Origin of the sequence: Terrimonas ferruginea DSM 30193, from assembly GCF_000425585.1 — a bacterium.
Taxonomy (GTDB): Bacteria; Bacteroidota; Bacteroidia; order Chitinophagales; family Chitinophagaceae; genus Terrimonas; species Terrimonas ferruginea.
On sequence record NZ_AUDS01000022.1, the window covers coordinates 52,403 to 74,675 of the forward strand.

A 22,273-nucleotide genomic window follows, 5' to 3' on the forward strand; every position below is an offset into this window, starting at 1 on the left:
TGTCATGAAAGTCTACCAATACGGTAGACAAAAAGTATTCGTATGGATCAATACCAATTGGATTATCTCGCGCAACTGGAAGCAGAGAGCATTTACATTTTGCGCGAGGTAGCCGCCCAGTTTGAAAAGCCGGCCCTGTTGTTCAGCGGCGGCAAAGATTCTATCACCCTCGTACATCTTGCCCGCAAGGCTTTTGCTCCCGGCAAAATTCCTTTTCCACTTGTACATATCGATACCGGGCATAATTTTCCGGAGGCATTGGCCTACAGGGACCAACTCGCCAAAGACGTACAGGCAACACTCGTGGTAAGAAAAGTGGAAGACACTATCCGCGAGAAGAAACTGACCGAGCCTAAAGGAAAGTTCGCCAGCCGCAACTGGCTGCAGACACATACCCTCCTCGACACCATCGAAGAGTTTGGGTTCGATGCCTGTATCGGTGGCGCCCGCCGCGATGAAGAGAAGGCACGCGCGAAAGAACGCATCTTCTCCGTACGCGATGAGTTTGGACAATGGAACCCCAAATTGCAGCGCCCCGAATTGTGGAGCATTTACAACGGACGCATTCATAAAGGAGAGAACGTGAGGGTATTTCCCATCAGCAACTGGACTGAACTGGATGTCTGGAATTATATCCGTAAGGAAAAAATCGAACTGCCCTCCATCTATTTTGCACACGAGCGCGAAGTGATCAGTTTTGAAGGACAACTTGTAGCCGTATCGGATTTCATCCGCATCGATGAAGGAGATGTGGTGGAACGCAAACAAGTTCGCTACCGCACCGTTGGTGACATGACCTGTACGGCCGCCGTTGAATCCGCCGCTGCCACACTCGACGAAGTAATCGATGAGATCACCGCTACGCGCATCAGCGAGCGCGGCGAAACCCGCATCGATGACCGCGTAACTGAGGCAGCTATGGAAGACCGTAAAAAGAACGGCTATTTCTGATCACACCCTTCATCCAAACAAAAAAGATTCAAACATGGATTTACTCCGTTTCATAACAGCAGGCAGCGTGGACGATGGCAAGAGCACATTGATCGGACGTTTACTGTACGATAGCAAAAGCATTCTCGCCGACCAGCTCGAAGCATTGGAAAAACAAACAAAGAATAAAGACGCGGGAGAGATCGATCTCGCCTTGCTCACCGATGGCCTGCGTGCCGAACGAGAACAAGGCATCACCATCGATGTAGCCTATCGCTATTTCTCCACGCCAAAAAGGAAGTTTATCATTGCCGATGCACCCGGACATGTGCAGTATACCCGCAACATGATCACAGGGGCTTCCAACGCCAGCCTGATTATCATCCTGGTAGATGCCCGCAATGGTGTGGCCGAACAAACACGTCGCCACTCGATCATCGCTTCCTTGTTGAAAATTCCACACGTAGTAGTGGCCATTAATAAAATGGATCTCGTGGAATATTCGCAGGATGTTTATAATAATATCGTGATCGACTATGCGGAAGTGGCACGCCAACTCGGGTTAGAGCAGGTTACTTATATACCACTGAGTGCATTGAAAGGTGACAACATCGTGGAAAAGTCTGAAGCCATCGATTGGTATGACGGTCCTTCTTTATTGGAATTACTGGAAAATGTAGAAACAAAACAGGATACCAATTTCTCCGACGCGCGCTTCCAGGTGCAACTGGTGATCCGTCCGCAAACGGATGAATTGCATGATTATCGGGGGTATGCAGGGCGTGTTACGAGCGGCGTTTATCGCAAAGGCGATGCCGTAACTATTTTGCCTGCAGGGATTACCTCCACCATTTCCAAACTCGAAGCAGGCGGGGAAGAGCGGGATGAGGTTTTTGCACCGCAAAGCGTAACCATTCACCTGGCCGATGATATCGATATCAGCCGAGGCGATACGATCGTGCATAGTTCCAATCAACCTGCGGTGCAGAACGAACTGGATGTTTTGCTTTGCTGGATGGATGAGAAGCCCTTGCAGCCGGGTAATAAATATTACCTGCAACACAACAACCGCCTGGTAAAAGCAGTAGTACGCCAGGTTGATTACCGGCTGGATGTGAATACGCTTCAGCAATTACCCGTTGAAGGCGGCGTAAAGTTGAATGAAGTGGTAAAGGCAACGATTAAAACAGCCTCGCCGTTGGCGTTTGATGCATATGCAAAACTGCCTTCGAATGGCAGCGGCATTCTCATCGATGAGACCAGTAACAGCACGGTGGCGGCGGTGCTTTATCAGTGAATAGTGAATAGTGAATGGTCAATAGTGAATGGTCAGTAGTGAATGGAATATACAGACACTGCGATTACAATTTGACCAACTGCGCAAGCACCAGAAACTTAATACTTATAACTTAATACTTATTACCCTACGCCTTATGCCTTTCGCTTTAAGCCTTACTGATAAAGGCCGCGTGATCCTCGCCGGCGCCGGTCCGGGCGATGCCGATCTGATCACCGTCAGGTTGCAACGCTGCCTGGCACAGGCTGATGTGATCATAACCGACCGGCTGGTGAATACAGAGATCATCGACCTGTATGCAAGAAAAGAGGCGTTGGTGTTGATGACTGGCAAACAAGGTTTTCATGATGGCTCCGTCGCTCAAAGCGACATCAACAAGATCATTGTGCATCATGCGGCATCCGGTAAAACTGTTTTGCGGTTGAAAGGCGGCGATGTGGCTTTTTTCAGCAATGTACTGGATGAACTCATCAGCCTCGAAGAAGCGGGTATTCCTTTTGAAATCATACCGGGTATTACGGCTGGTTCAGGTGCAGCAGCTTATGCCGGCATCCCGCTGACGGCACGTGGGTACGCAAAGAACGTCCAGTTCATCACCTTCAACCCCTGCAGCCAATACGAAGAAGGTAAATGGAAAAGTTTTGTTCAGCCCGATGAAACGCTGGTGTTTTATATGGCTGCAAAAAGTCTCGATAAATTGGTGCGTTCACTGATGGCGAATGGTGCGGCACCGGATATGCCGATGGCCGTGATCGAACAGGCAACCACCGTACATCAGCAGGTGTACCTGAGCACTCTTGAAGATTGTTGCAGAGATTTTTCCGGAAAAAAGTTTGTCTCCCCCTCGTTGGTGATCGTTGGCCGGGTGGTTTCACTGCATCAGCGCTTTGCGTGGTACAAAGGAGGAAAGCCGGGTACGGTATTCAAAGAATTGATAACGCCTACAATTGCTCAGCATGCTTGAAGCCGCAAAATTGAAACAATGGGATGAATTGATCGGTACGGCTTCTCCGGAAGAGCTTATCTGGATCAACGGATATCTTTCCGGTATTGTCGCGCGCGCCGCGCGCGCTCCGGAGCCAACTACTGAAGCTGCGCCCGCTGTTGCCGTAAAAAAAGCACACCTGGTTTTCGGTACCGAAACCGGCAATGCCCGTAAACTCGCCGGGCGGCTGGCCGCAGCTGCAAAAAAGAAAGGCATCTCACTCAAACTGTCCGGGCTCGATCAGTACCGGCTCACCGATCTTTCCAAAGAAGATTATTTTTTTATCGTCATCAGCACACAAGGTGAGGGCGAACCGCCACTGACCGCAAAGAAATTTTACGAACATATTCATGCCACACAACCGGATCTTTCAACGATGAAATTCAGCGTGCTGGCATTGGGTGATACGGCTTACCCGCTGTATTGCAAAACGGGTGAAGACGTACAGCAGCGCTTCAAAGCATTGGGCGCAACAGAAATAATCCCTATGCAGAAATGTGACGTGGATTATGATGCGGATGCTGATGCCTGGTTTGAACAGGTGGCGAAGTTGTTATCTACTCCTGCAACGGTATCTGCCGCTGCCCCTGCCCCCATTGCAAAAAAAGCCTCCGGTAAAAAATATTATGAAGGAACGATTGTTGCCAATATCAATCTGAATGACCGCGGGTCCAACCGTGAGACCTATCATATTGAATTAACAACAGAAGAGCCCGTTGTGTATGAACCAGGTGATACCATCGGTATCGTGCCACGCAACCGCGCCGTCGTTGTTGACCGTATTCTTGCACTGACCGGTGCTGATGGCGAACAACTCGTTACCACACCAAAAGCATCAGCTTCTATCAGGGAGTTGCTGACGATTCACCTGAATATCTGCTACCTGATGACGAACACCGTCAAAAAATATGCAGCACTCACCGCTCAGGATATTCCCGATACAAGAATGGACCTGGTAGACCTCCTGCGTATTTATCCGGTGAAAGACGCAACGGTTTTTACAGAAGTACTTTCCTTGTTATTACCGGTTGCTCCGCGCCTGTATTCCATTGCCTCATCGCCCGCGGCGCATGGTGAAAATGAAATACATATTACCGTTGCCAAAGACCGTTTCCTCGCAGAAGACGAGCAGCGTTTTGGTTTGTGCAGCGAATTTCTCGGTGACCTGCCAACCGGATCGACCTTGAATTTTTACATACATAAAAGCCGCAATTTCAAATTACCTGCACCGGATAAAAAGATCATTATGATCGGTCCGGGAACAGGTGTGGCGCCATTCCGTTCTTTTCTTGCAGAGCGGGATGCAACGGGTGCTGGTGGCGAAAACTGGTTTTTCTTCGGCGGGCAATATTTTGAAAAAGATTTTCTTTATCAAACGGAAATGCAGGCTTTTCATCAAACCGGCGTACTCAGTCGCCTCGATCTCGCTTTCTCGCGTGATCAGGCAGAAAGAGAATATGTGCAGCATCGCATGTTGCAGCAGGCGGCCGATCTCTACAACTGGATCGAACAGGGTGCCCATATATACGTAAGCGGTGTAAAAGATCCGATGAGCAAAGAAGTAGAACAAACCTTGTTGCAGATCATCCGTGAGCAAGGTGGCAAGACAACTGAAGAAGCAACGGCGTTTCTCGAACAGCTACGCAAAGAAAACCGATACGAAAAGGACGTTTATTAATATGGCATGAAAGAAAAGAATAACCTGTCGCCTGTTGAACGAATCAAAACATCCAGTGATGGTTTGCGTGGCACATTGAAAGAAAGCCTGCACGACCAGATCACCGGTGCCATCCGGGAAGACGATCAGTCACTGATCAAATTCCACGGTATGTATCAGCAGGATGACCGCGATCGCCGGGAAGAACGCAGCGCCAAAAAGCTGGAATGGCTTTATTCTTTTATGATCCGGCTTCGTTTGCCCGGAGGTTTGATCTCGCCGGAACAATGGCTGGGTATTCATCATGTGGCCGGGGAACATTCAACCGGTGTTATCAAGATCACCACGCGCCAGACCGTACAGTTGCATGGCATCCTGAAGTCGCACATCAAACCAACCATACAGGCATTCAATACGCTCAACCTCGATTCCATTGCCGCCTGTGGTGATGTGAACCGCAATGTGATGTGCAGTGCGCATCCGGGCCAGTCGGCTATCCACGAACAGGTCTTTGCTTTTGCCGATAAGATCAGTACGCTGGCACTGCCCAAAACACGCGCTTATTACGAAATATGGCTGGATGAAGAACAGATTGCCGACCGCAAAGAAGAAGATCCGCTCTACCAGGACCGCTACCTGCCACGTAAATTCAAAATAGCGATTGCCATTCCACCCAATAACGATGTAGATGTTTTTACCAACGATATTGGGCTCATAGCCATAGTGGAAAATAATGAGCTGAAAGGATTCAACATTGCTGCAGGTGGGGGATTGAGCGCCACACATGGCAATGCTGCCACCTACCCGCGGCTGGCATCGATGCTCGGATTTGTGGATGCAGAAGAAAAAGTATTGAAAGCCGTTTACGAGATCATGACCATTCAGCGCGATAATGGCAACCGCGCCGACCGTAAACTGGCGCGATTGAAATATACCATTGACAGAATGGGAGTGGACGGCCTGAAAGAAGAATTGGAAAAACGTTGCGGGTTCAAACTGGAACCGGCCAGGCCCTATACTTTCGCTACACGGAAAGATCAATATGGCTGGCAACAGAATCATGCCGGCAACTGGTATTACACGGTATTTGTGGAAAATGGCCGCGTGTTGGATGAGGAGCAGTTGCCTTTGAAAACAGCCTTGTATGAAATTGCGCAGACAGGCAAGGCAAATTTCCGTTTCACCGGCAACCAGAATGTGATACTCAGTGATGTGCAGGATGAGGACAAGCCACTCGTGGATGAATTGCTGGAGAAATTTGGCATTGCCGGACATACACGGCGGGCTGGCGCGTTGCGCAAAAATGCGATGGCCTGCGTGGCGTTCAATACCTGTCCGCTTGCATTAGCGGAAGCACAGCGTTATCTTCCATCCCTGATATCGAAGATCGAACCGCTGCTGGAAAAATATAATTTACAGGAAGAAGAGATTACGCTGCGGATGACCGGTTGTCCCAATGGATGTGGTCGCTCACCTGCAGCCGAGATCGGGCTGATCGGAACCGCTTATGGTGAATACAACCTGCATATCGGCGGTGACCGCATCGGAGAAAGATTGAATACAAAATACAAAGACAGTCAGAACGAAGAACAACTGTTGCTGACATTGGATGAACTGTTTCATACCTACGTGAATGAAAGAAAGGACGGTGACAACTTCGGAGACTTTGCTTATCAGAAATGGATTCAAGGAAAATAATAAAATGGACAATCCGGCAAACGATATAATAACAGAAGTAGCTGCGGAGCAGAACGAACTGTTTCCCGTGTTTCTGAAACTGGCCGATCTGCGTGTGCTGGTGGTGGGCGGTGGTGCGGTGGCATTGGAAAAATTGCAGGCGCTGGCAACCAATTCGCCGTCCGCGCGGATAAGGATTGTGGCAACAGCGCTCAAAGACGAGGTGAGGGCATTGCTGGACAAACACAGTAATCTGTTTGCAGAAGAAAGGCCCTTTATTACAGACGACCTGGATAACACGGATATTATTATTGTAGCGGTAAACGACCGGGCGGTGAGTGAACGCATTGCAGCGGTGGCGAGGCTGCGCGGCATACTGGTAAATGTTGCCGATACGCCGGACCTTTGCGACTTTTATCTCGGATCGGTTGTGCGCAAAGGAAATCTCAAACTGGCCATTTCCACCAATGGCAAATCACCAACGATGGCCAAGCGGGTGCGTGAAGTGTTAGAAGAAGCGATCCCGGATGAACTGGATGAATCGATCCGCAACCTGCACCAGATCCGCAACAGGTTGAATGGAAATTTTCCTGAAAAAGTAAAAAAGCTGAATGCGCTGACCCGAACGCTCATCGAGAAAGACAACGGCAACGGCGAAAAACGCTGGCGCAAAGTGGCTACCTACTCCCTGCTCGCATTCGGTCTGATGTTGGTCGGTCATTTCATCTTCTCTTATATTCCCCTTTCCTCCATCGGCGATCAGGCCGTTACTTTCTATCAGTCGCTTGACCGGTCTTTCCCCATTATGTTACTGGCCGGGTTCCTGGCGCAATTGGTGGACGGTGCATTGGGCATGGGTTATGGTGTAACCAGTACCAGTGTGTTGTTGTCCGCCGGTATCAGTCCCGCTGCTATCAGCGGCAGCGTACATACCGCTGAAATGTTTGCCAGTGGTGCATCGGGTTATAGTCACTATAAGTTCGGCAACGTCAATAAAAAATTATTCAAAAAACTCGTGATCCCGGGTGTGATCGGTGCTATTATAGGAGCCATTTTACTACGCAAGCTCGGAGATCAATACGCAGATTATATACGTCCGGTATTGGCTATTTATACACTTATATTGGGTGTCAAGATACTGACCAGTGCTTTCCGTAAGCAGCAGCGAAAGAAAAAATTCAAACAATACGGATTGCTTGCCGGCACGGGTGGATTTCTCGATTCATTCGGCGGCGGGGGCTGGGGACCAATCGTCACCACCACGCTTATTACCAAAGGCCGTACGCCGCGTTATGTAATCGGCTCGGTGAGTCTCACTGAATTCTTTGTCACGCTCGCAAGTGCATTCACTTTTTTTGTCATGCTCGGTGTTACGCATTGGCAAACGATCGTTGGTTTGATCGTGGGTGGTTTGGTGGCCGCACCTATTGCCGCCAAACTTACGGGCAAACTACCCCGTAAGACTTCCTTTATTTTATTAGGGTTGCTGGTTATTTTCTGGAGTGTGCGGATACTCGTGAAAGTGCTTTGAGAGGTGTAAGGCGTAAGGTGTAAGGCGTAAGGTGTAAGGTGTAAGGTATAAGGCGTAGGGTTATAGGGTTTAAAGAAGTCTTTGCTCCTTAGGCGTCTCTGCGTGAAAAGCACAACCCTGTTATTCACTATTGACCATTCACTATTCACCCAACTCGAAGGTAATAACTTTCCTGAAAATATTTAGTCCACAAAATTGGTAGAGTAATAGTTTGACTATACTTTTGGTCTATATTATTAAATGCGATGAATATACTTTCTTATAGTGAGAAGATGATGCCGCAAATGCCGGCACGATGTTGTTAGCTCCCACCCCTTTCTTATTATTCCCAATAATTCCCGCGGCCGGTCCGCACAACTGTTTCAAAAAAAAACCAACCATGCAACGCATCTTTTTCTTTTTACTGCTATTACTCGGTACAACTGTCAGCGCACAGGAAACCACCGTGCTGCAGATCTCCGGTCAGGTCACTGATCAGGAAAGACAGCAACCTTTATCCGATGTCAACGTTCAGGTAAAAGGAACTGTAGGAGGCACCGTTACCAACTCGGCCGGTCAGTTCAGTCTGCGCACCAAAACAAAACTTCCGCTGACACTTGTTTTCTCTTCGATTGGTTTTGCCACACGTGAGATCGTAGTGAGCAGCCTGGGTTCCGATCTGCGGATTGAACTTGTTACGCAAACCGTACTGGGAAATGAAGTAGTAGTAACGGCATCACGTGTGCCGGAGAATATTTTGCGTTCGCCCGTGGCAATCGAGAAACTGGATATCCGCGCTATCCGGGATGCGGCAGCTCCGAGTTTTTATGATGCGTTGGAAAATGTGAAAGGCGTACAAATGACCACCTCCAGTCTTACTTTCAAAGTACCGAATACCCGCGGTTTCAATATCCCCAACAACTTCCGCTTTATGCAATTGGTAGATGGGGTGGATATGCAGGCCGCAACACTGGGTGTGCCGCTTGGTAATGCTATTGGCCCCACGGAACTCGATATTCAAAGCGTAGAGATTACGCCCGGCGCGGCTTCCGCTTTGTATGGCATGAACGCGATCAATGGAATGGCCAACCTGTTGACCAAAAGTCCGTTTACACACCAGGGGTTGAGCGTTTATCAAAAAACAGGTGTGAACCACGTAGATGGCAAAGACCGTGACCCCGGTATTCTCTCCGAAACAGCGATCCGTTATGCCAAAGCTTTCAACAACAAATTTGCTTTTAAAGTAAACTTCAGCTATCTCACCGGTGTGGACTGGCTGGCCAACACAGCAACGGATCAGAACCCGAATAATCTCAATACCGCCAACCCGGCTTATCCGCAACTGAACGGGGCAGAAAACAATCCTGCTTATGATGCCTGGAACCGGTATGGCGATGAGAACAACAACGCCGTAACCATCAGTGGTGTAAACTACCAGGGAGGTAACAAAACTTTTATCGTGCGCCGTACAGGCTATTGGGAAAAAGATCTGGCAAAGCCGCGTGTCGATAACCTGAAAGCGGATCTGGCGCTTCACTACCGGATACATGACAACGCGGAATTATCCTATGCGTACCGGGTAGGCAAAATGGACGGCGTTTTCCAGCGGGGAAATAAAATTCAACTGGACAATGTGGTGGTACAAAACCATAAACTGGAATTAAAAGGACATAACTATTTCGTTCGTACTTACGTGTCGTTGGAAAATACCGGCGACTCCTACAACATCAAGCCGCTGGCGGATAACCTGCAACTGACACATTTATCCAATGGTGCATGGGGTACGCGTTTCAAAACGGCATTGCAAAATGACATCAACAATGGCGTAGACCTGGCTACCGCGATGCGTAACGCAAGAGCCGCGGCAGATGCCGGCCGTGCAGAACCGGGAACGCAGGCGTTCAATGACCTGAAAAATACCATTATCCGTATCAATAATTGGGACCACGTGAACGCAGGTATTGCCGGTGCACCGGCAACGGGTGGAGCCTGGCTTTCGCAAAAGAGCCGTATGTACCATGCCGATGCGCAATATGATTTTGAAAACAAAATCAACTGGTTCAACCTGCTGGTAGGTGTGGATGCGCGTATCTACGAAGTGGTGCCCGATGGCAACAACTTTGTGGACTTTTCGCGGCCGGTTGCGGATCGCAACAAACCCGTGGAAATAGATGGCAAAGTGCCGGACTCTACTGATTTTGGTAAAAATGTTTACTATAAAAAATTCGGCGCTTTTGCGCAACTGACCCGCACCTTCTTCGATGAAAAACTGAAAATATTTACCTCAATAAGGGTTGATTACAATCCTGAATTTGATCCGAAAATAAATCCACGTTTCGCCGTTGTATACACTGCCGCTAAAAAACACAACTTCCGGGCATCCTTCCAGAATGGTTTCCGTTTTCCGGCACTGTTCGAAGCATTGTCCTTCGTGAATAACGGAAACGTGCGCCGGGTAGGGGGGCTTTCCTATATCAACGAAGGCCTTGGTTACCTGGATAATTCTTACACGCTCGCTTCGGTCAATGCCTTCAATGCAGCGGTAAACCGCGATGTATCGAATGGTGCTACGGCCAATGCTGCTGCGTTGAACAACCGTCAGTTGCTGGAGGTGACCAACCTTTCTCCTACCAGACCGGAGCGGATCAATTCATTCGAGATCGGCTACAAAGCGATATTGCTGAACAACAAACTCGTGGTGGATTGGGATGCCTACACCAATGTGTATGACGGGTTTCTCGGACAGGTGGAAGTGGCCGTGCCGGTCACCGATAAAGTAGGAACAGATGCTTCCGTTATCGACATGCTGGCCGCCAACCGAAACCGCCAGGTACGTTACCGTGTATATACCAATGCGCGCAACAAGTACAACAACTTCGGATCATCGATCGGCGTAACCTGGAATTTTTTCAAAGCCTTTACCGTGTCGGGCAACCTGAACTATAACGACATCAAGGCCAATAAAACAAGTGATGTATTCGTAACAGGATTCAATACGCCGAACTGGGTAGCGAATCTGTCGATTGGTAACCGTCAGTTGTTCACCAATTTCGGCTTCAATGTGGTGTGGCGCTGGCAGGATGCATTTGTATGGGAAAGCCCGCTGGCTAATGGTTCCGTACCATCTTACAGCACCATCGATGCACAGGTGAACTATCGTTTTCCGAAACTTAAAAGCACGATCAAGATCGGCGCCTCCAATATTTTCAACAACAGGTATATACAATATGCAGCAGGTCCGACAATTGGCGGCTTGTATTATGCGGCCATTACTGTGGACGGACTGCTGAACAACTGATCGCGAGAAGCGGAAAAACAACTAAAAAAAAGACCATGGAAAAGATTTATTTAAGTGATGCGGGGCCGAAAGTATCGCCTGCCGTGTACGGTTTCTGGAGATGGGATGACACCAGTGAAGCGGGAAGCCGTGAAGTGGAGCGTATTGTAAATTTTTGCCTGGAAAAAGGCATTAATACCTTCGACCATGCAGACAGATACGGGAAATATGCTTGTGAAAAATTATTCGGTGAAGTGATCAAACGAAAGAGTTTCCGTCGTGAAGAGGTGGTGCTTTTCTCCAAGTGCGGGGTGGTGGTGCCGCACGCGGCCGATCCTTCCATTCGTCTTAAATATTATGATACGTCCTCGGAGCATATCGTTAAAAGTGTAGAAAACTCGCTGCGTAACCTGCATACTGACTACCTCGATATCTTTTTACTCGATCACCTCGATCCGTTATCCAACCTGGAAGAAACGGCGCTGGCGCTCGAGCGGTTGAGAACAGCGGGCAAGATCCGGAATGTCGGCGTATCGGGCTTTACCGTATTCCAGCACCAACTGCTGACATCCTACCTGAAATTACCCATCGTTACACACCATATCGAACTGAACCTGTTGCAAACGGAGGCGCTGGACAACGGACAACTTGATTATATCAAGCAGCGTTATATGCGCCCGCTTGCGGCTGCGCCGCTCGCGGATGGCCGTATCGAAAATGGCACCGATGAGCTCGCGGTGCGTGTGCACAACAAACTGGAGGAGATCGGTAAGAAATATGATGCGAACATAGAATCTATTGCCGTGGCATGGATCATCAAACTGGGTGCATTACCGTTGATCGGTACGCGCAGCGAACAGCGCATACAACATATCATCGATGCCTTTGATATTAAACTGGATCAGCAGGATTGGTATGATTTGTATAATACATCCAAAGGGGAGAGTTTACAATTTGATGATTTGAAAATTTGAAAATCGGGGAGTGGGAGTGAATGGTCAATAGTGAATAGTGAATAGTGAATGGTGAATGGTGTGTAGAGGAGTGGTGAATCGTCAATCGTGAATAGAGAGTGGTCAGCTCCCTGATGTCGGTGCTTCGGCCTCTCGAAGGGGCACAAGTGAATCCGCATTCCCATGGTTCGTGTATACACGAACCATGACGTGAACGCACTGACTTAATACCTATCACTTAATACTTAAAAACTCCCTCATAAAATAATAGTCTATAAAAACGATAGACTAATAAAAAATGCCTAGTTTTGTTCCGATGTTAGTTTATCAACTATCCATAGTACTCGTAAGCTGGCTCTCTTCTTTTCATGGCAATGCCGTTCCTGCTGCCGTGGTGGTGCAGGGAAAAGTAGTGGATGCGCGTAATGACAAACCCATCGCCAAAGTGCATGTGTATGTTGTACGGGGAGAAGAGGAAGCGCTCACCGATAACAATGGTCGTTTCCGTGTACAGAGCTGGCAGTCGCTGCCCTTGAAGGTGTCGGCCACTGCGCAGGGATTTCAGACGGTTTCCCTCCTGGTGAAAGAACCGGGAAAGGAACTCGTGATCCGGCTCAACCGGGAATGACAGACGGATATCGTTACGTGGCCGAGTGGTTAGGCAAAGGTCCGCAAAGCCTTCTACGGAGGTTCGAATCCTCCCGTAACAACTTTCATGGCAAACAGTTGTTTACAGGGTAGTGTTTCTACACTCGCCCTTTTTTCTTTTACCCCTATTCCCGCACTGCGTATCTTTGCTCCTCATTAAATACCTGTTATGTCGCAGCACCCGGAAACAAGAGCTATCCGCATACAAACTCCCCGGACAGCCCAGAAAGAACACGCTACTCCGCTTTTTCTTACCAGCAGTTTTGTATACGACAAAGCCGAGGACATGGCCGCTGCCTTTGAAGATGACAACCTCGATGTAAATATTTATTCACGTTTTTCCAATCCAACCGTGGATGAGTTCATCGCCAAAATCGCATCATTGGAAGGTGCGGAAGATGGTGTGGCCACCGGCACAGGCATGGCCGCTGTTTTTTCTACCTTCATGACATTCCTGAGTGCAGGTGATCATATTCTTTCCGCCTCTGCCGTTTTCGGCAGTACACATTCCATCCTTACTAAATATTTACCTAAATGGGGCATCACGTCGGATTATTTCGACATGAACAAACCGGAAAGCATCGAGGCATTGATCAAGCCCCATACAAAAATGCTTTACCTGGAAACGCCATCTAATCCGGGTTTGGATATCATCGATATCGAATATGTGGCAGGTATTTGCAAACAGAAAGGAATCCTGCTGGTAGTAGACAATTGTTTTGCTACACCGGCGGTGCAGCAGCCGCTTGCACTGGGTGCTGATCTTGTTATTCATTCGGCTACCAAATTCATCGACGGACAGGGACGTGTGTTGGGCGGTGTGGTCGTGGGACGCAAGGAGCTTATTTATCCCTTATATCTTTTTATCCGCAATACCGGACCGTCCATGAGTCCGTTCAATGCCTGGGTGCTGACCAAGAGCCTGGAGACATTACATCTTCGTATGGAAAAACATGCGTCGAATGCATTGGCACTGGCGAAACATTTTCAAAACCATCCGCAATTGAGCTGGGTAAAATATCCCTATCTCGATACGCATCCGCAACATGCGGTTGCCGTTAAGCAAATGAGCAACGGTGGGGGTATTGTTACATTCGAGATTAAAGGCGGAGTGGAGAAAGGAAGAACGTTCCTCAATTCATTGAAGATGCTCAGCATGACCAACAATCTTGGTGACAGCCGCAGCATTGCTTCTCATCCGGCATCGACCACACATTCTAAATTATCCGAAGCAGAAAGAGCCGCGGTGGGCATTACTCCCGGTCTTATTCGTATTTCCGTAGGCCTGGAACATGTGAGCGATATTATTGCGGATATTGAGCAGGCGTTGGAGGTTTGCAAGTGAACGGAGAAGCTAGTCTAGGCGAGATGTTTTTGAATATTTTCCAATCCTAGTTTGATAAATTTTCGGTTGGAAAATAAGGTTTTCTTTCTGTCACTCCATGCTTCAAGACGTAAGGAAAGTTCGTTTTCGCTTAAATTCCTATCATCTTTCATAAGAAAGTCTATAGTAGATAATAGTTCCAACCCAAAAGGCGTGTAGAAGCCGTTAAGAAATTTTTTGGTTCTATCAACAATCTGCCTATAGGCTGTGTTTTCCGGAAGGTTTAGATAATCCAGTATTTCTTGTTCCGCATCTGGAACAAGACCAAGTTCCTCAAAGGGTTTTTTATCCTTGGAACTATAACCTGTTATATAACTCCCGTTCAGATAATATAAAACATGTTTTACCTTTCCCGAATAGGGGCCATAAAAGTTCGGCTGATAGTCTAGTTTAAAAGCCTCCTTCGCTCCAAATCTCTGGAGGAAATAGGCGACTTTTTCAGCAGAAAACTCTGAAACAAATTCTCCATTTCTCACCAAATCATATAAGATGGCTAATAACATTGCCCTGGCGGGAGTAAGTTTCACACGTTCTTTTTTTAATGCTTCTTTTATTTTTGAATTAGGCTCATAGATGTAAACATCAATATCCAGATCACTCAGATATTGCTCTAATAAATTTTTCACTCTCGACCAATCTAGTCCGCCATTACCGGCTCCCAAGGGGGGGACTGCGATAGATTGTATTTTATATTCTGAAACTATTCTTATGAGATCTTTTAATCCGGCTTCTATATAACTGTATTCGGAAGGTTTTCTCCAGGAAGTTTTTGTAGGAAAATTGATGATTAATCTCTCTCCACCTAGTAAGGATGACTCATTAGTGACCAGAAGTTTTCCTACAGCTATTTCCTTCTCTTTGCAAGCTTTTATATAGGCCTTTAGATTATTAGGGAACAATTTACTAAACTGCAAAGCAATGCCTTTTCCCATAACGCCATCGGTGTTGACGGTGTTTACGAGGGCTTGTGCTTCACTCTCGAAGATGTCTCCTATTTTGTATTGAATCATAAACTAAAAATAAGCTGTCGCCTTCACTTGAATTTTTGTCTCATCTACTCCGTATTCTTTCAACTTCGATTTAGCGGCTTCGTTGTAAACCAAAAAACCTGCTATGGCGGAATAGGGTATATCACCTAAAACCAAAAACTCGGCTTCTTTCCGGCGTTTTAAGTCAAGATCTGCCTCATCTTTCCAGTATTTCGCATCAATGGCATTTTTGTCAAGAATGGTCTCTATTTCCTTAATATTAGTTTGATCATATTGATCAGATAAAGAGCTTACGGCGTGTCCATCTGTAAATATAAATGGCAATCCTACTTTAAGAATACGTTGAAGCGAAGTAACGCAGTAAACAATCTCCGGTGCTGAAACTGAGTTGACCATATTATATCCCCTTTGAACAACATATAGCATCGGCATGCGTACTCCGAAATAAAACGGTATATAATCTCCCAGTAGTTTTCCGTTTTTTAGCATAAACTGATTTCTGGAAGAAATAAGACTACCATCTCCAATTGAAATAAACGAAGGGTTCGCGTTCACTGAACTATTATGGGTAATCCCAAACCGAATAATATGCGGCAAATTACCGATATGCGTAATTCTATACAGATATATTTTGTCGTATTGCGGCACAGTAAAGCTAAGTATATTAGCAAATTTACTATTTAAATCTACGATATACAACTCATTTTCACATTCCGGCAAGCGTTGAAATACCAAATTGTCGAGACGTTTTTACACGCCTGCGGCGAAAATTAAAAATGTGCAAATATGTAAATGTGAAAATTCAATACAGGACATCTTACTGAATCATTTACACACTTGCACATCTACGCATTTCCACATTATTTCTTCATTCGCTTCTCCAATTGCTGCAACGTCGCACGAAAATCCTTGGGTAATTCGGCAATGAATAATTTTTCCTCCCCCGACGGCAGGGTAATGGTCAGTCTGCTTGCGTGTAATGCCAGGCGACCCATCAGCGGCCGCTCTTCTTCCGCATCGCGGGAAAGTTTGAATTTTGATTTGAAAGAAGACAGGAAAATGGGTTTGCCATCGCCATACAATGTATCACATACAATGGGATGACCAAGTTCTTTACAATGTACGCGGATCTGGTGCGTGCGACCGGTATGAATGCGGAACTGCACAAGACTGTACATGCTGAAATTTTCCTGCACTTCATAATCGGTCAAAGCATCCTTGCCTTTGCGGTTGATCACCATCAGCGGCGGCTTCACCGGATGCGGCGCGATCTTGCCGTCCATTTGACCGGAAGGCGGATCGGGTACGCCTAACACCAAACCGGTATAAATTTTCACCGTAGATCGTCCTTCAAATTGCTGGGAAAGAAATTTATGTGCATCGGCATTCCGGGCAAAAATGATCAGACCACTCGTGTCTTTATCTAGGCGGTGAACGGTAAAGATGTCGCCGTATTTTTCCTGCAATTGTCTCTTCAGGGAAATTTCCTTGCCTTCGCGGTCCGGGATGGACAATAACCCGGATGGTTTATTGATGGCAATGAGGTCTTCGTTCTCAAAAATGATCATGATCAGCGGCCTTTCTTAAAGTGTTTGAGATCGCGTACTTCTTTTTCTGTCAGAAAACGCCATTTGCCTCTTTCAATATTTTTCTTGGTGAGTCCGGCAAACATCACGCGGTCCAGTTTTTTTACATCATAACCTACCGCTTCAAAGATGCGGCGGACGATGCGGTTACGGCCATTGTGTATTTCTACACCGACCTGTGTTTTATCACTTGCATCTGAATAAGCCAGTACATCCACATTGGCGGGGCCATCCTCCAATGTCAGACCTTTCAGTATTTGATCGAAATGATTTTTTTCGAGTGGCTTGTCCAGGGTTACCGCGTAGATCTTTTTGATCTCGTGTTTGGGATGCGTCAGTTGTTGCGCCAGTTCGCCGTCATTGGTAAGCAGCAGCACACCTGAGGTATTGCGGTCCAGCCGGCCAACGGGGAATACGCGTTCGGTCGTGGCGCGTTTGATGAGGTCCAGCACCGTTTTCCTGTTTTGCGGGTCGTCGGTGGTAGTGAGGTAATCTTTGGGTTTGTTGAGCAGCACATACACCAGGTTGCGGCTCGGGAAGATCTTTTTGCCGTTCACCTTTACCTCGTCGCTTTCTTTTACTTTGAAGCCCGGTTCGGTAATCACTTCTTTGTTCACCTGCACCTTTCCTTCTTTCACCAGCTCGGCTGCTTCACGGCGGCCACAGATGCCGGCATGGGCAACGTATTTGTTGAGGGGCATTTCGCCGGTAAGGGCGGGGCGGGGAATAGCGGCTTTGGTAACGATTCCTTTTTGTTTGCTTTCGAGACCGCGCTCTTCTGCTTTTTTCTTTTCAAAAAATTCGGCGCGTTCCTTTTTGTACTTTCTCTTTTCCTGCTTGAATTCTTCTTTAATAGCGGCGTTGCTCTTTTTTACGGCAAACTTGGAAAAGTTGTCTGTTCTTTTTTTCATGCGAAGTAGATTACTGTTTTACAACAGGGATGAGCGGCGAAGATACAACGCATTTCCCCCATTTCTAAGCTCTATATAAAAAATCCCACACCGGGGAGTGTGGGATTGATAGCTAATCGCTTGTTTATAATCGGATTACTGGGGCTGAGCGGGCGCCTCGGTTCTTTTCTTTTTGCGGTCGCCATGTTTTTTGCGCGACTCTTTCATCTTTTGTTGCTGCTCGGGCGTAAGGATGGATTTCATCGATTCTTGCTGCGCTTTCATGATCTTCTTGCGTTCTGCTTTCTTAGCGTCTTCGCTGAGCGATTGATTGTCTTTAAGCGCTTTGAGCTGATCGCCCGTGGCTTTACGGCTGGCCGCGAGTTTCTCTGATTGCTCGGGAGTAAGATTCAGGTCCTGTCCCCATTTGCCATCTTTTTTTCTTTCCTTGCCTTTGAACTCACCTCTTTTGGTCATGCCTTCCTTACGATCCTTGCGGAAGCTTTCCATCTGTGTTTTTTGTTCGGGGGTCAGGAGCGCCTGCGACTTTGCATGATAGTCCTTGCGCAGGGCTTCCATTTTTTCTTTGTTTTGTTCGGGGCTGAGATTCTGTGTTTTCAGCGCCTCCATGTCTTTGCGGCGTTGTTCCTGCAGGCTTTTGAATTGTTTTTTCTGGTCTTCGGTGAGGTTGAGTTTTGCCATTTCATCGCCACCACGTTTTCTCATGCCTTCAGCCTTACTATGGCCGTCATGTTGACGTTCGGGAATATCCTGGGCTTGGGCCGCCGATACGGTCAATGCCGCCGCCAGCAGTAAAAAGAATGTTTTTTTCATATTGCGATTTCATTTTAATGCCCGGTACGCGTCTGCGGGCGGTTAACAATGCATTTACGGAAAATAAGACCCCGGAACATGTCCGGGGTTTAAAAGCAAGTATGAATATTTTCGTAGAAAGCGGATGCTTAACAGTTTCTTCACTCTTTGTTGGCCAACTGACCACAAGCCGCATCGATGTCTTTGCCGCGGCTGCGACGCAGGTGCGCATTTACCCGGTTCTTTTCCAGGTAGTTCATAAACGCTTCCACTTTTTCTTCTGTGGGTTTGGAGAAACGGGCGAAGTCGATCGGGTTGTATTCGATTATATTAACCAGGTCGGCAGGCACCTGGCGGTAGACTTTGATCAATTCATCCGCATCCTTCTGGCTGTCGTTGAATTCATTGAACAGGATGTATTCAAAAGTGATCTCGTTCTTTGTCTGTTTGTAAAAATAATTCAATGCATCCACCAGTGATTTGATATCGTTGGTGTCGTTGATCGGCATGATCTGGTGGCGTTTGTTGTCATTCGCCGCATGCAGGGATAAAGCAAGTTTGAATTTTACTTTGTCGTCGCCCAGTTGACGGATCATTTTGGCAACACCCGCAGTAGAAACCGTTATACGGCGCGGACTCATGCCCATGCCTTCCGGTGAGGTGATGCGTTCGATCGATTTGAGTACGTTCTTATAGTTGAGCAGGGGTTCACCCATACCCATGAATACGATGTTGGTCAGTTTTTTCCCATACACCCGTTCACTTTGCTGGTTGATCAGCGCTACTTCATCGTAGATTTCATCATAAGTAAGGTTGCGTTTGCGGTCGATATAACCCGTGGCGCAGAATTTACAGCTCAGGGAACAACCGATCTGCGAGGATACGCAGGCAGTTACCCGGTGTTCAGTGGGAATCAGTACGCCTTCCACAAAATGCCCGTCGTGGGTGCGGAAACGGGTCTTGATGGTGCCGTCCTCCGAGTATTGGGTGGCGTCAACCGCCAGGGCAGGAAACGAAAAATCCTGGCTCAGGTAATGCCGGAGCTCCTTGCTCAGGTTGGTCATGGCTTCCAGCGAAGGTGCCTGTTTCAGCCATATCCAGTCGTATACCTGCTTGGCTCTGAACTTCTTTTCTCCTTTTTCCGCAAAATACTCTTCCAGTTCGGCCAGCGTAAGGTGACGGATATTTCTTTTCACGTGCGTGCTCATTTTGCAAAGGTAGATAAAACCTTTGGGCTTCCCGATAGAGAGATACAGCTTACATTTGCGGCCTAAACGTTTTGCATGAATCCTGTCTATGTGATCGATGCCGTCCGCACACCGGTGGGGAAGTTCGGCGGATCCCTCAGTTCGGTTCGCCCCGACGATATGCTTGCCCATGTGATCAAAGCCCTGCTGAGCCGCCAGCCATCAGCTGATCCCGCTGCTATTGAGGATGTTATAGCCGGCGCCGCCAACCAGGCCGGGGAAGATAACCGCGATGTGGCCCGCATGTCGGCCCTGCTTGCCGGATTGCCAGTAACCGTAGCCGGTAATACCGTTAACCGCCTCTGCGGTTCGGGTTTGCAGGCCATCATGGACGGTGCCCGCCAGATCGCAACCGGCGATGCGCAACTCGTGATAGCCGGTGGCGTCGAAAGCATGACACGCGCCCCCTTTGTAATGGGGAAATCTTCCGAGCCTTTTCAACGCAATGCCGAATTGTACGATACCACGCTCGGCTGGCGGTTTATCAATAAAAAATTGTCCGCACTCTACCATCCGTACAGTATGGGCGAGACCGCAGAGAATGTGGCTAAACAATGGAACGTGTCCCGCCAGGAACAAGACACCTTTGCTTTTGCTTCACAACAAAAATTCATAGAAGCGTGGAAAGCCGGTAAATGGCAACAGGAGATTGTGCCCATCGAAGTAACGGAAGGGAAAAAAGAAACACGTGTTTTTGATACCGACGAACATCCGCGCCAGACCAGCATGGACAAACTCGGCTCACTCAAACCGGCTTTTGTAGCGGATGGCTCGGTGACCGCGGGTAATTCAGCCGGCATCAATGATGGCGCCGCTGCTTTATTACTGGCAAGCGAAGAAGCAGTAACGCAATATGGCCTGCAGCCGATGGCCCGCATCGTATCGATGGCGGTGGCCGGTGTGGATCCTTCGATCATGGGCATCGGGCCAGTACCCGCCACCCGTAAGGCATTGCAGCGCGCCGGACTGACCGTTGACCAGTTGGATCTTATTGAACTCAATGAAGCGTTTGCTGCGCAATCCATCGCCTGTATCCGCGAGCTTGAACTGGATATCGATAAAGTGAATGTGAACGGCGGTTCCATTGCCATCGGGCATCCGCTCGGGTGCAGCGGCGCACGCATTTCCACTACCTTATTACACGAACTGAAACGCCGCGGCGGACGCTATGGCCTGGCCACCATGTGCATTGGTGTAGGACAGGGAATAGCGGTTGTGTATGAAAACCTGCAGCGTTAATACAAACGGTAAAGCAGTTTGCGTACAAGCCGGTAATTGGTGACGATCGAAAGAATGATCAATACCACGCCCACCAGCCATACACCCCAATGTATAAAAGAGGACAGTTCGGGGCGGTCAAACATCACAAAATGATGAAAGGCCCATTGTGCCAATTGTGTTACAAGCAAAGCTGTTAACACGATTGTGATATATACGGGAATAAATCTTTTGGAAAAATTACGGCTCAGCCATGCGGGTGAATACCCGATCGTCAGCAGCAATTGCAGGCTGTCGCGGCTTCTCGCGATCACGAGTTGCAGGTAAAAGGAGAACAACATCAAGGCAAGAATCACCACGAGCAGGCCGAAGATGCCGAGTCCGCTGAAGATGCCATCAATCACCATTTTGTTGCGTCCGAGGATCGTTTTGTCTTTGTTGAGTTTATAATCTTTCCCGTCAAGAAACCGCAGGAAATCGGGGTTGTTGGCATCTTTTGTTTTGATGAACAAACGCGTGGCACTCACTTCACGTCCTTTGCCAAATTCCTGGTTGGCCCAGTCGAGAAATGATTTGGGTACGAGCACGGAGTTGATGCGGTCGCTGAAGGCGGCAATTCTTCCTACAAATATTTCTTCTTTTTCCCTGCCTTCGCAATGGATGTTTACGGCCAGGCTTGTGGCGGTCTCTCTTGAGATCTGCGGCAGTCCCTGTCCCGGTGCAAACACGTTATATATTTCGAGGAAATCGGAAGAAAGAATAATCGGCACGCTTCGTTGCCCGGGTTGCCAGGCAAAGGAAGGCGGCACCGTATCGATGTAGCTGTTGTCGAGTGCTTCGAGAAACATATCGGTGCGGAAAGGGATCATGGCGCCGGCGCTCAGCTTTACGTGAAAGTCATTGGCCAGCAGCGGCTCCACGCCATCGATGAAAGGCTGTTTTTTCAGCTCATCGATATCGGTCTGGCGGAATAGATTTTTTTCTTCCTGTCCCTGCGTTTCGGCGGTCACATTTTTTGTGATGGAAATATAATCGAACCCGTTTTTACGGATGCTTCCCTCGCGCAGCAATGATTGAATGTTGATGTACATCTGTATGGCACAAAGCAGCAGCAGTACGCCAATACCCAGGCCTGCGTAAGAAAAGAGGCGTGAGCTTTTGTTGGTGCCGGTCTGCAGTAAGGGGCGTATAGGTTTAAAAGAAAGTGCCATA

At 48.0% G+C, this 22,273-nt stretch carries 18 protein-coding genes and 1 tRNA gene; 12 read left to right on the plus strand and 7 right to left on the minus strand.

Going from position 1 to position 22,273, the window contains the following annotated elements; all coding sequences use genetic code 11:
• The first annotated feature begins 42 nt into the window (after positions 1-42).
• The 11 genes from cysD (at position 43) to H608_RS0109295 (ending at position 14,279) form a co-directional block, all read left to right on the plus strand.
• Positions 43-951 (plus strand): sulfate adenylyltransferase subunit CysD, encoded by a 909-nt coding sequence (gene cysD / locus H608_RS0109245; RefSeq protein WP_028787434.1) that lies wholly within the window; start codon positions 43-45, stop codon positions 949-951.
• Between the two features lie 34 nt (positions 952-985).
• A complete protein-coding gene (locus tag H608_RS0109250; RefSeq protein WP_028787435.1) occupies positions 986-2,227 on the plus strand; it encodes a sulfate adenylyltransferase subunit 1 in 1,242 nt (413 codons plus the stop codon).
• Between the two features lie 136 nt (positions 2,228-2,363).
• Positions 2,364-3,191 carry a uroporphyrinogen-III C-methyltransferase gene (gene cobA / locus H608_RS0109255; RefSeq protein WP_028787436.1) on the plus strand — a complete coding sequence of 276 codons (828 nt, stop codon included), beginning with the start codon at positions 2,364-2,366 and terminating at the stop codon, positions 3,189-3,191.
• Positions 3,184-4,890 carry a diflavin oxidoreductase gene (locus tag H608_RS0109260; protein ID WP_028787437.1) on the plus strand — a complete coding sequence of 569 codons (1,707 nt, stop codon included), beginning with the start codon at positions 3,184-3,186 and terminating at the stop codon, positions 4,888-4,890. Before cobA ends, H608_RS0109260 begins: the two co-directional genes overlap by 8 nt.
• 6 nt (positions 4,891-4,896) lie before the next feature.
• On the plus strand, positions 4,897-6,567 hold the full coding sequence (locus H608_RS0109265; RefSeq protein ID WP_028787438.1) for an NADPH-dependent assimilatory sulfite reductase hemoprotein subunit: 1,671 nt from the start codon (positions 4,897-4,899) through the stop codon (positions 6,565-6,567).
• Complete coding sequence (locus H608_RS0109270) at positions 6,536-8,077, plus strand: TSUP family transporter (RefSeq protein ID WP_245565745.1); 1,542 nt, start codon at positions 6,536-6,538, stop codon at positions 8,075-8,077. The genes H608_RS0109265 and H608_RS0109270 overlap by 32 nt, the downstream gene beginning before the upstream one ends.
• 379 nt (positions 8,078-8,456) lie before the next feature.
• The gene (locus tag H608_RS0109275; protein ID WP_051268163.1) at positions 8,457-11,354 is read left to right on the plus strand and encodes a TonB-dependent receptor; all 2,898 of its coding nucleotides are present in this window, start codon (positions 8,457-8,459) and stop codon (positions 11,352-11,354) included.
• A 35-nt stretch (positions 11,355-11,389) separates the two neighbouring features.
• Positions 11,390-12,307, plus strand: a complete 918-nt coding sequence (locus H608_RS0109280; protein ID WP_028787441.1) for an aldo/keto reductase — start codon at positions 11,390-11,392, stop codon at positions 12,305-12,307.
• 277 nt (positions 12,308-12,584) lie between these two features.
• Complete coding sequence (locus tag H608_RS0109285) at positions 12,585-12,914, plus strand: carboxypeptidase-like regulatory domain-containing protein (protein ID WP_081658844.1); 330 nt, start codon at positions 12,585-12,587, stop codon at positions 12,912-12,914.
• Positions 12,915-12,925: 11 nt separating this feature from the next.
• Positions 12,926-12,996, plus strand: a tRNA-Cys gene (locus tag H608_RS0109290).
• Positions 12,997-13,103: 107 nt separating this feature from the next.
• Entirely contained in the window at positions 13,104-14,279 is a 1,176-nt protein-coding gene (locus H608_RS0109295) for an O-succinylhomoserine sulfhydrylase (RefSeq protein WP_028787443.1), read from the plus strand.
• Positions 14,280-14,293: 14 nt separating this feature from the next.
• Here H608_RS0109295 and darG read toward each other — a convergent pair whose 3' ends face one another.
• The 6 genes from darG to rlmN form a co-directional block, all read right to left on the minus strand.
• Complete coding sequence (gene darG / locus H608_RS0109300; RefSeq protein ID WP_038007992.1) at positions 14,294-15,328, minus strand: type II toxin-antitoxin system antitoxin DNA ADP-ribosyl glycohydrolase DarG; 1,035 nt, start codon at positions 15,326-15,328, stop codon at positions 14,294-14,296.
• Between the two features lie 3 nt (positions 15,329-15,331).
• Positions 15,332-16,042, minus strand: a complete 711-nt coding sequence (gene darT / locus H608_RS0109305) for a type II toxin-antitoxin system toxin DNA ADP-ribosyl transferase DarT (RefSeq protein ID WP_051268164.1) — start codon at positions 16,040-16,042, stop codon at positions 15,332-15,334.
• A 125-nt stretch (positions 16,043-16,167) separates the two neighbouring features.
• A complete protein-coding gene (locus tag H608_RS0109310; RefSeq protein WP_038007994.1) occupies positions 16,168-16,875 on the minus strand; it encodes an RluA family pseudouridine synthase in 708 nt (235 codons plus the stop codon).
• 2 nt (positions 16,876-16,877) lie between these two features.
• Complete coding sequence (locus H608_RS21810; protein WP_028787447.1) at positions 16,878-17,804, minus strand: pseudouridine synthase; 927 nt, start codon at positions 17,802-17,804, stop codon at positions 16,878-16,880.
• A 135-nt stretch (positions 17,805-17,939) separates the two neighbouring features.
• Positions 17,940-18,617 carry a Spy/CpxP family protein refolding chaperone gene (locus H608_RS21815; protein ID WP_038007996.1) on the minus strand — a complete coding sequence of 226 codons (678 nt, stop codon included), beginning with the start codon at positions 18,615-18,617 and terminating at the stop codon, positions 17,940-17,942.
• Positions 18,618-18,757: 140 nt separating this feature from the next.
• Entirely contained in the window at positions 18,758-19,804 is a 1,047-nt protein-coding gene (gene rlmN, locus H608_RS0109325; RefSeq protein WP_028787448.1) for a dual-specificity RNA methyltransferase RlmN, read from the minus strand.
• 75 nt (positions 19,805-19,879) lie between these two features.
• Between rlmN and H608_RS0109330 the strand changes: the two genes are divergently transcribed.
• Complete coding sequence (locus H608_RS0109330) at positions 19,880-21,082, plus strand: thiolase family protein (protein ID WP_028787449.1); 1,203 nt, start codon at positions 19,880-19,882, stop codon at positions 21,080-21,082.
• Here H608_RS0109330 and H608_RS0109335 read toward each other — a convergent pair.
• Positions 21,079-22,272 carry an ABC transporter permease gene (locus tag H608_RS0109335; protein ID WP_028787450.1) on the minus strand — a complete coding sequence of 398 codons (1,194 nt, stop codon included), beginning with the start codon at positions 22,270-22,272 and terminating at the stop codon, positions 21,079-21,081. The two genes, H608_RS0109330 and H608_RS0109335, sit on opposite strands and share 4 nt — an antisense overlap.
• Position 22,273 lies beyond the last annotated feature (1 nt).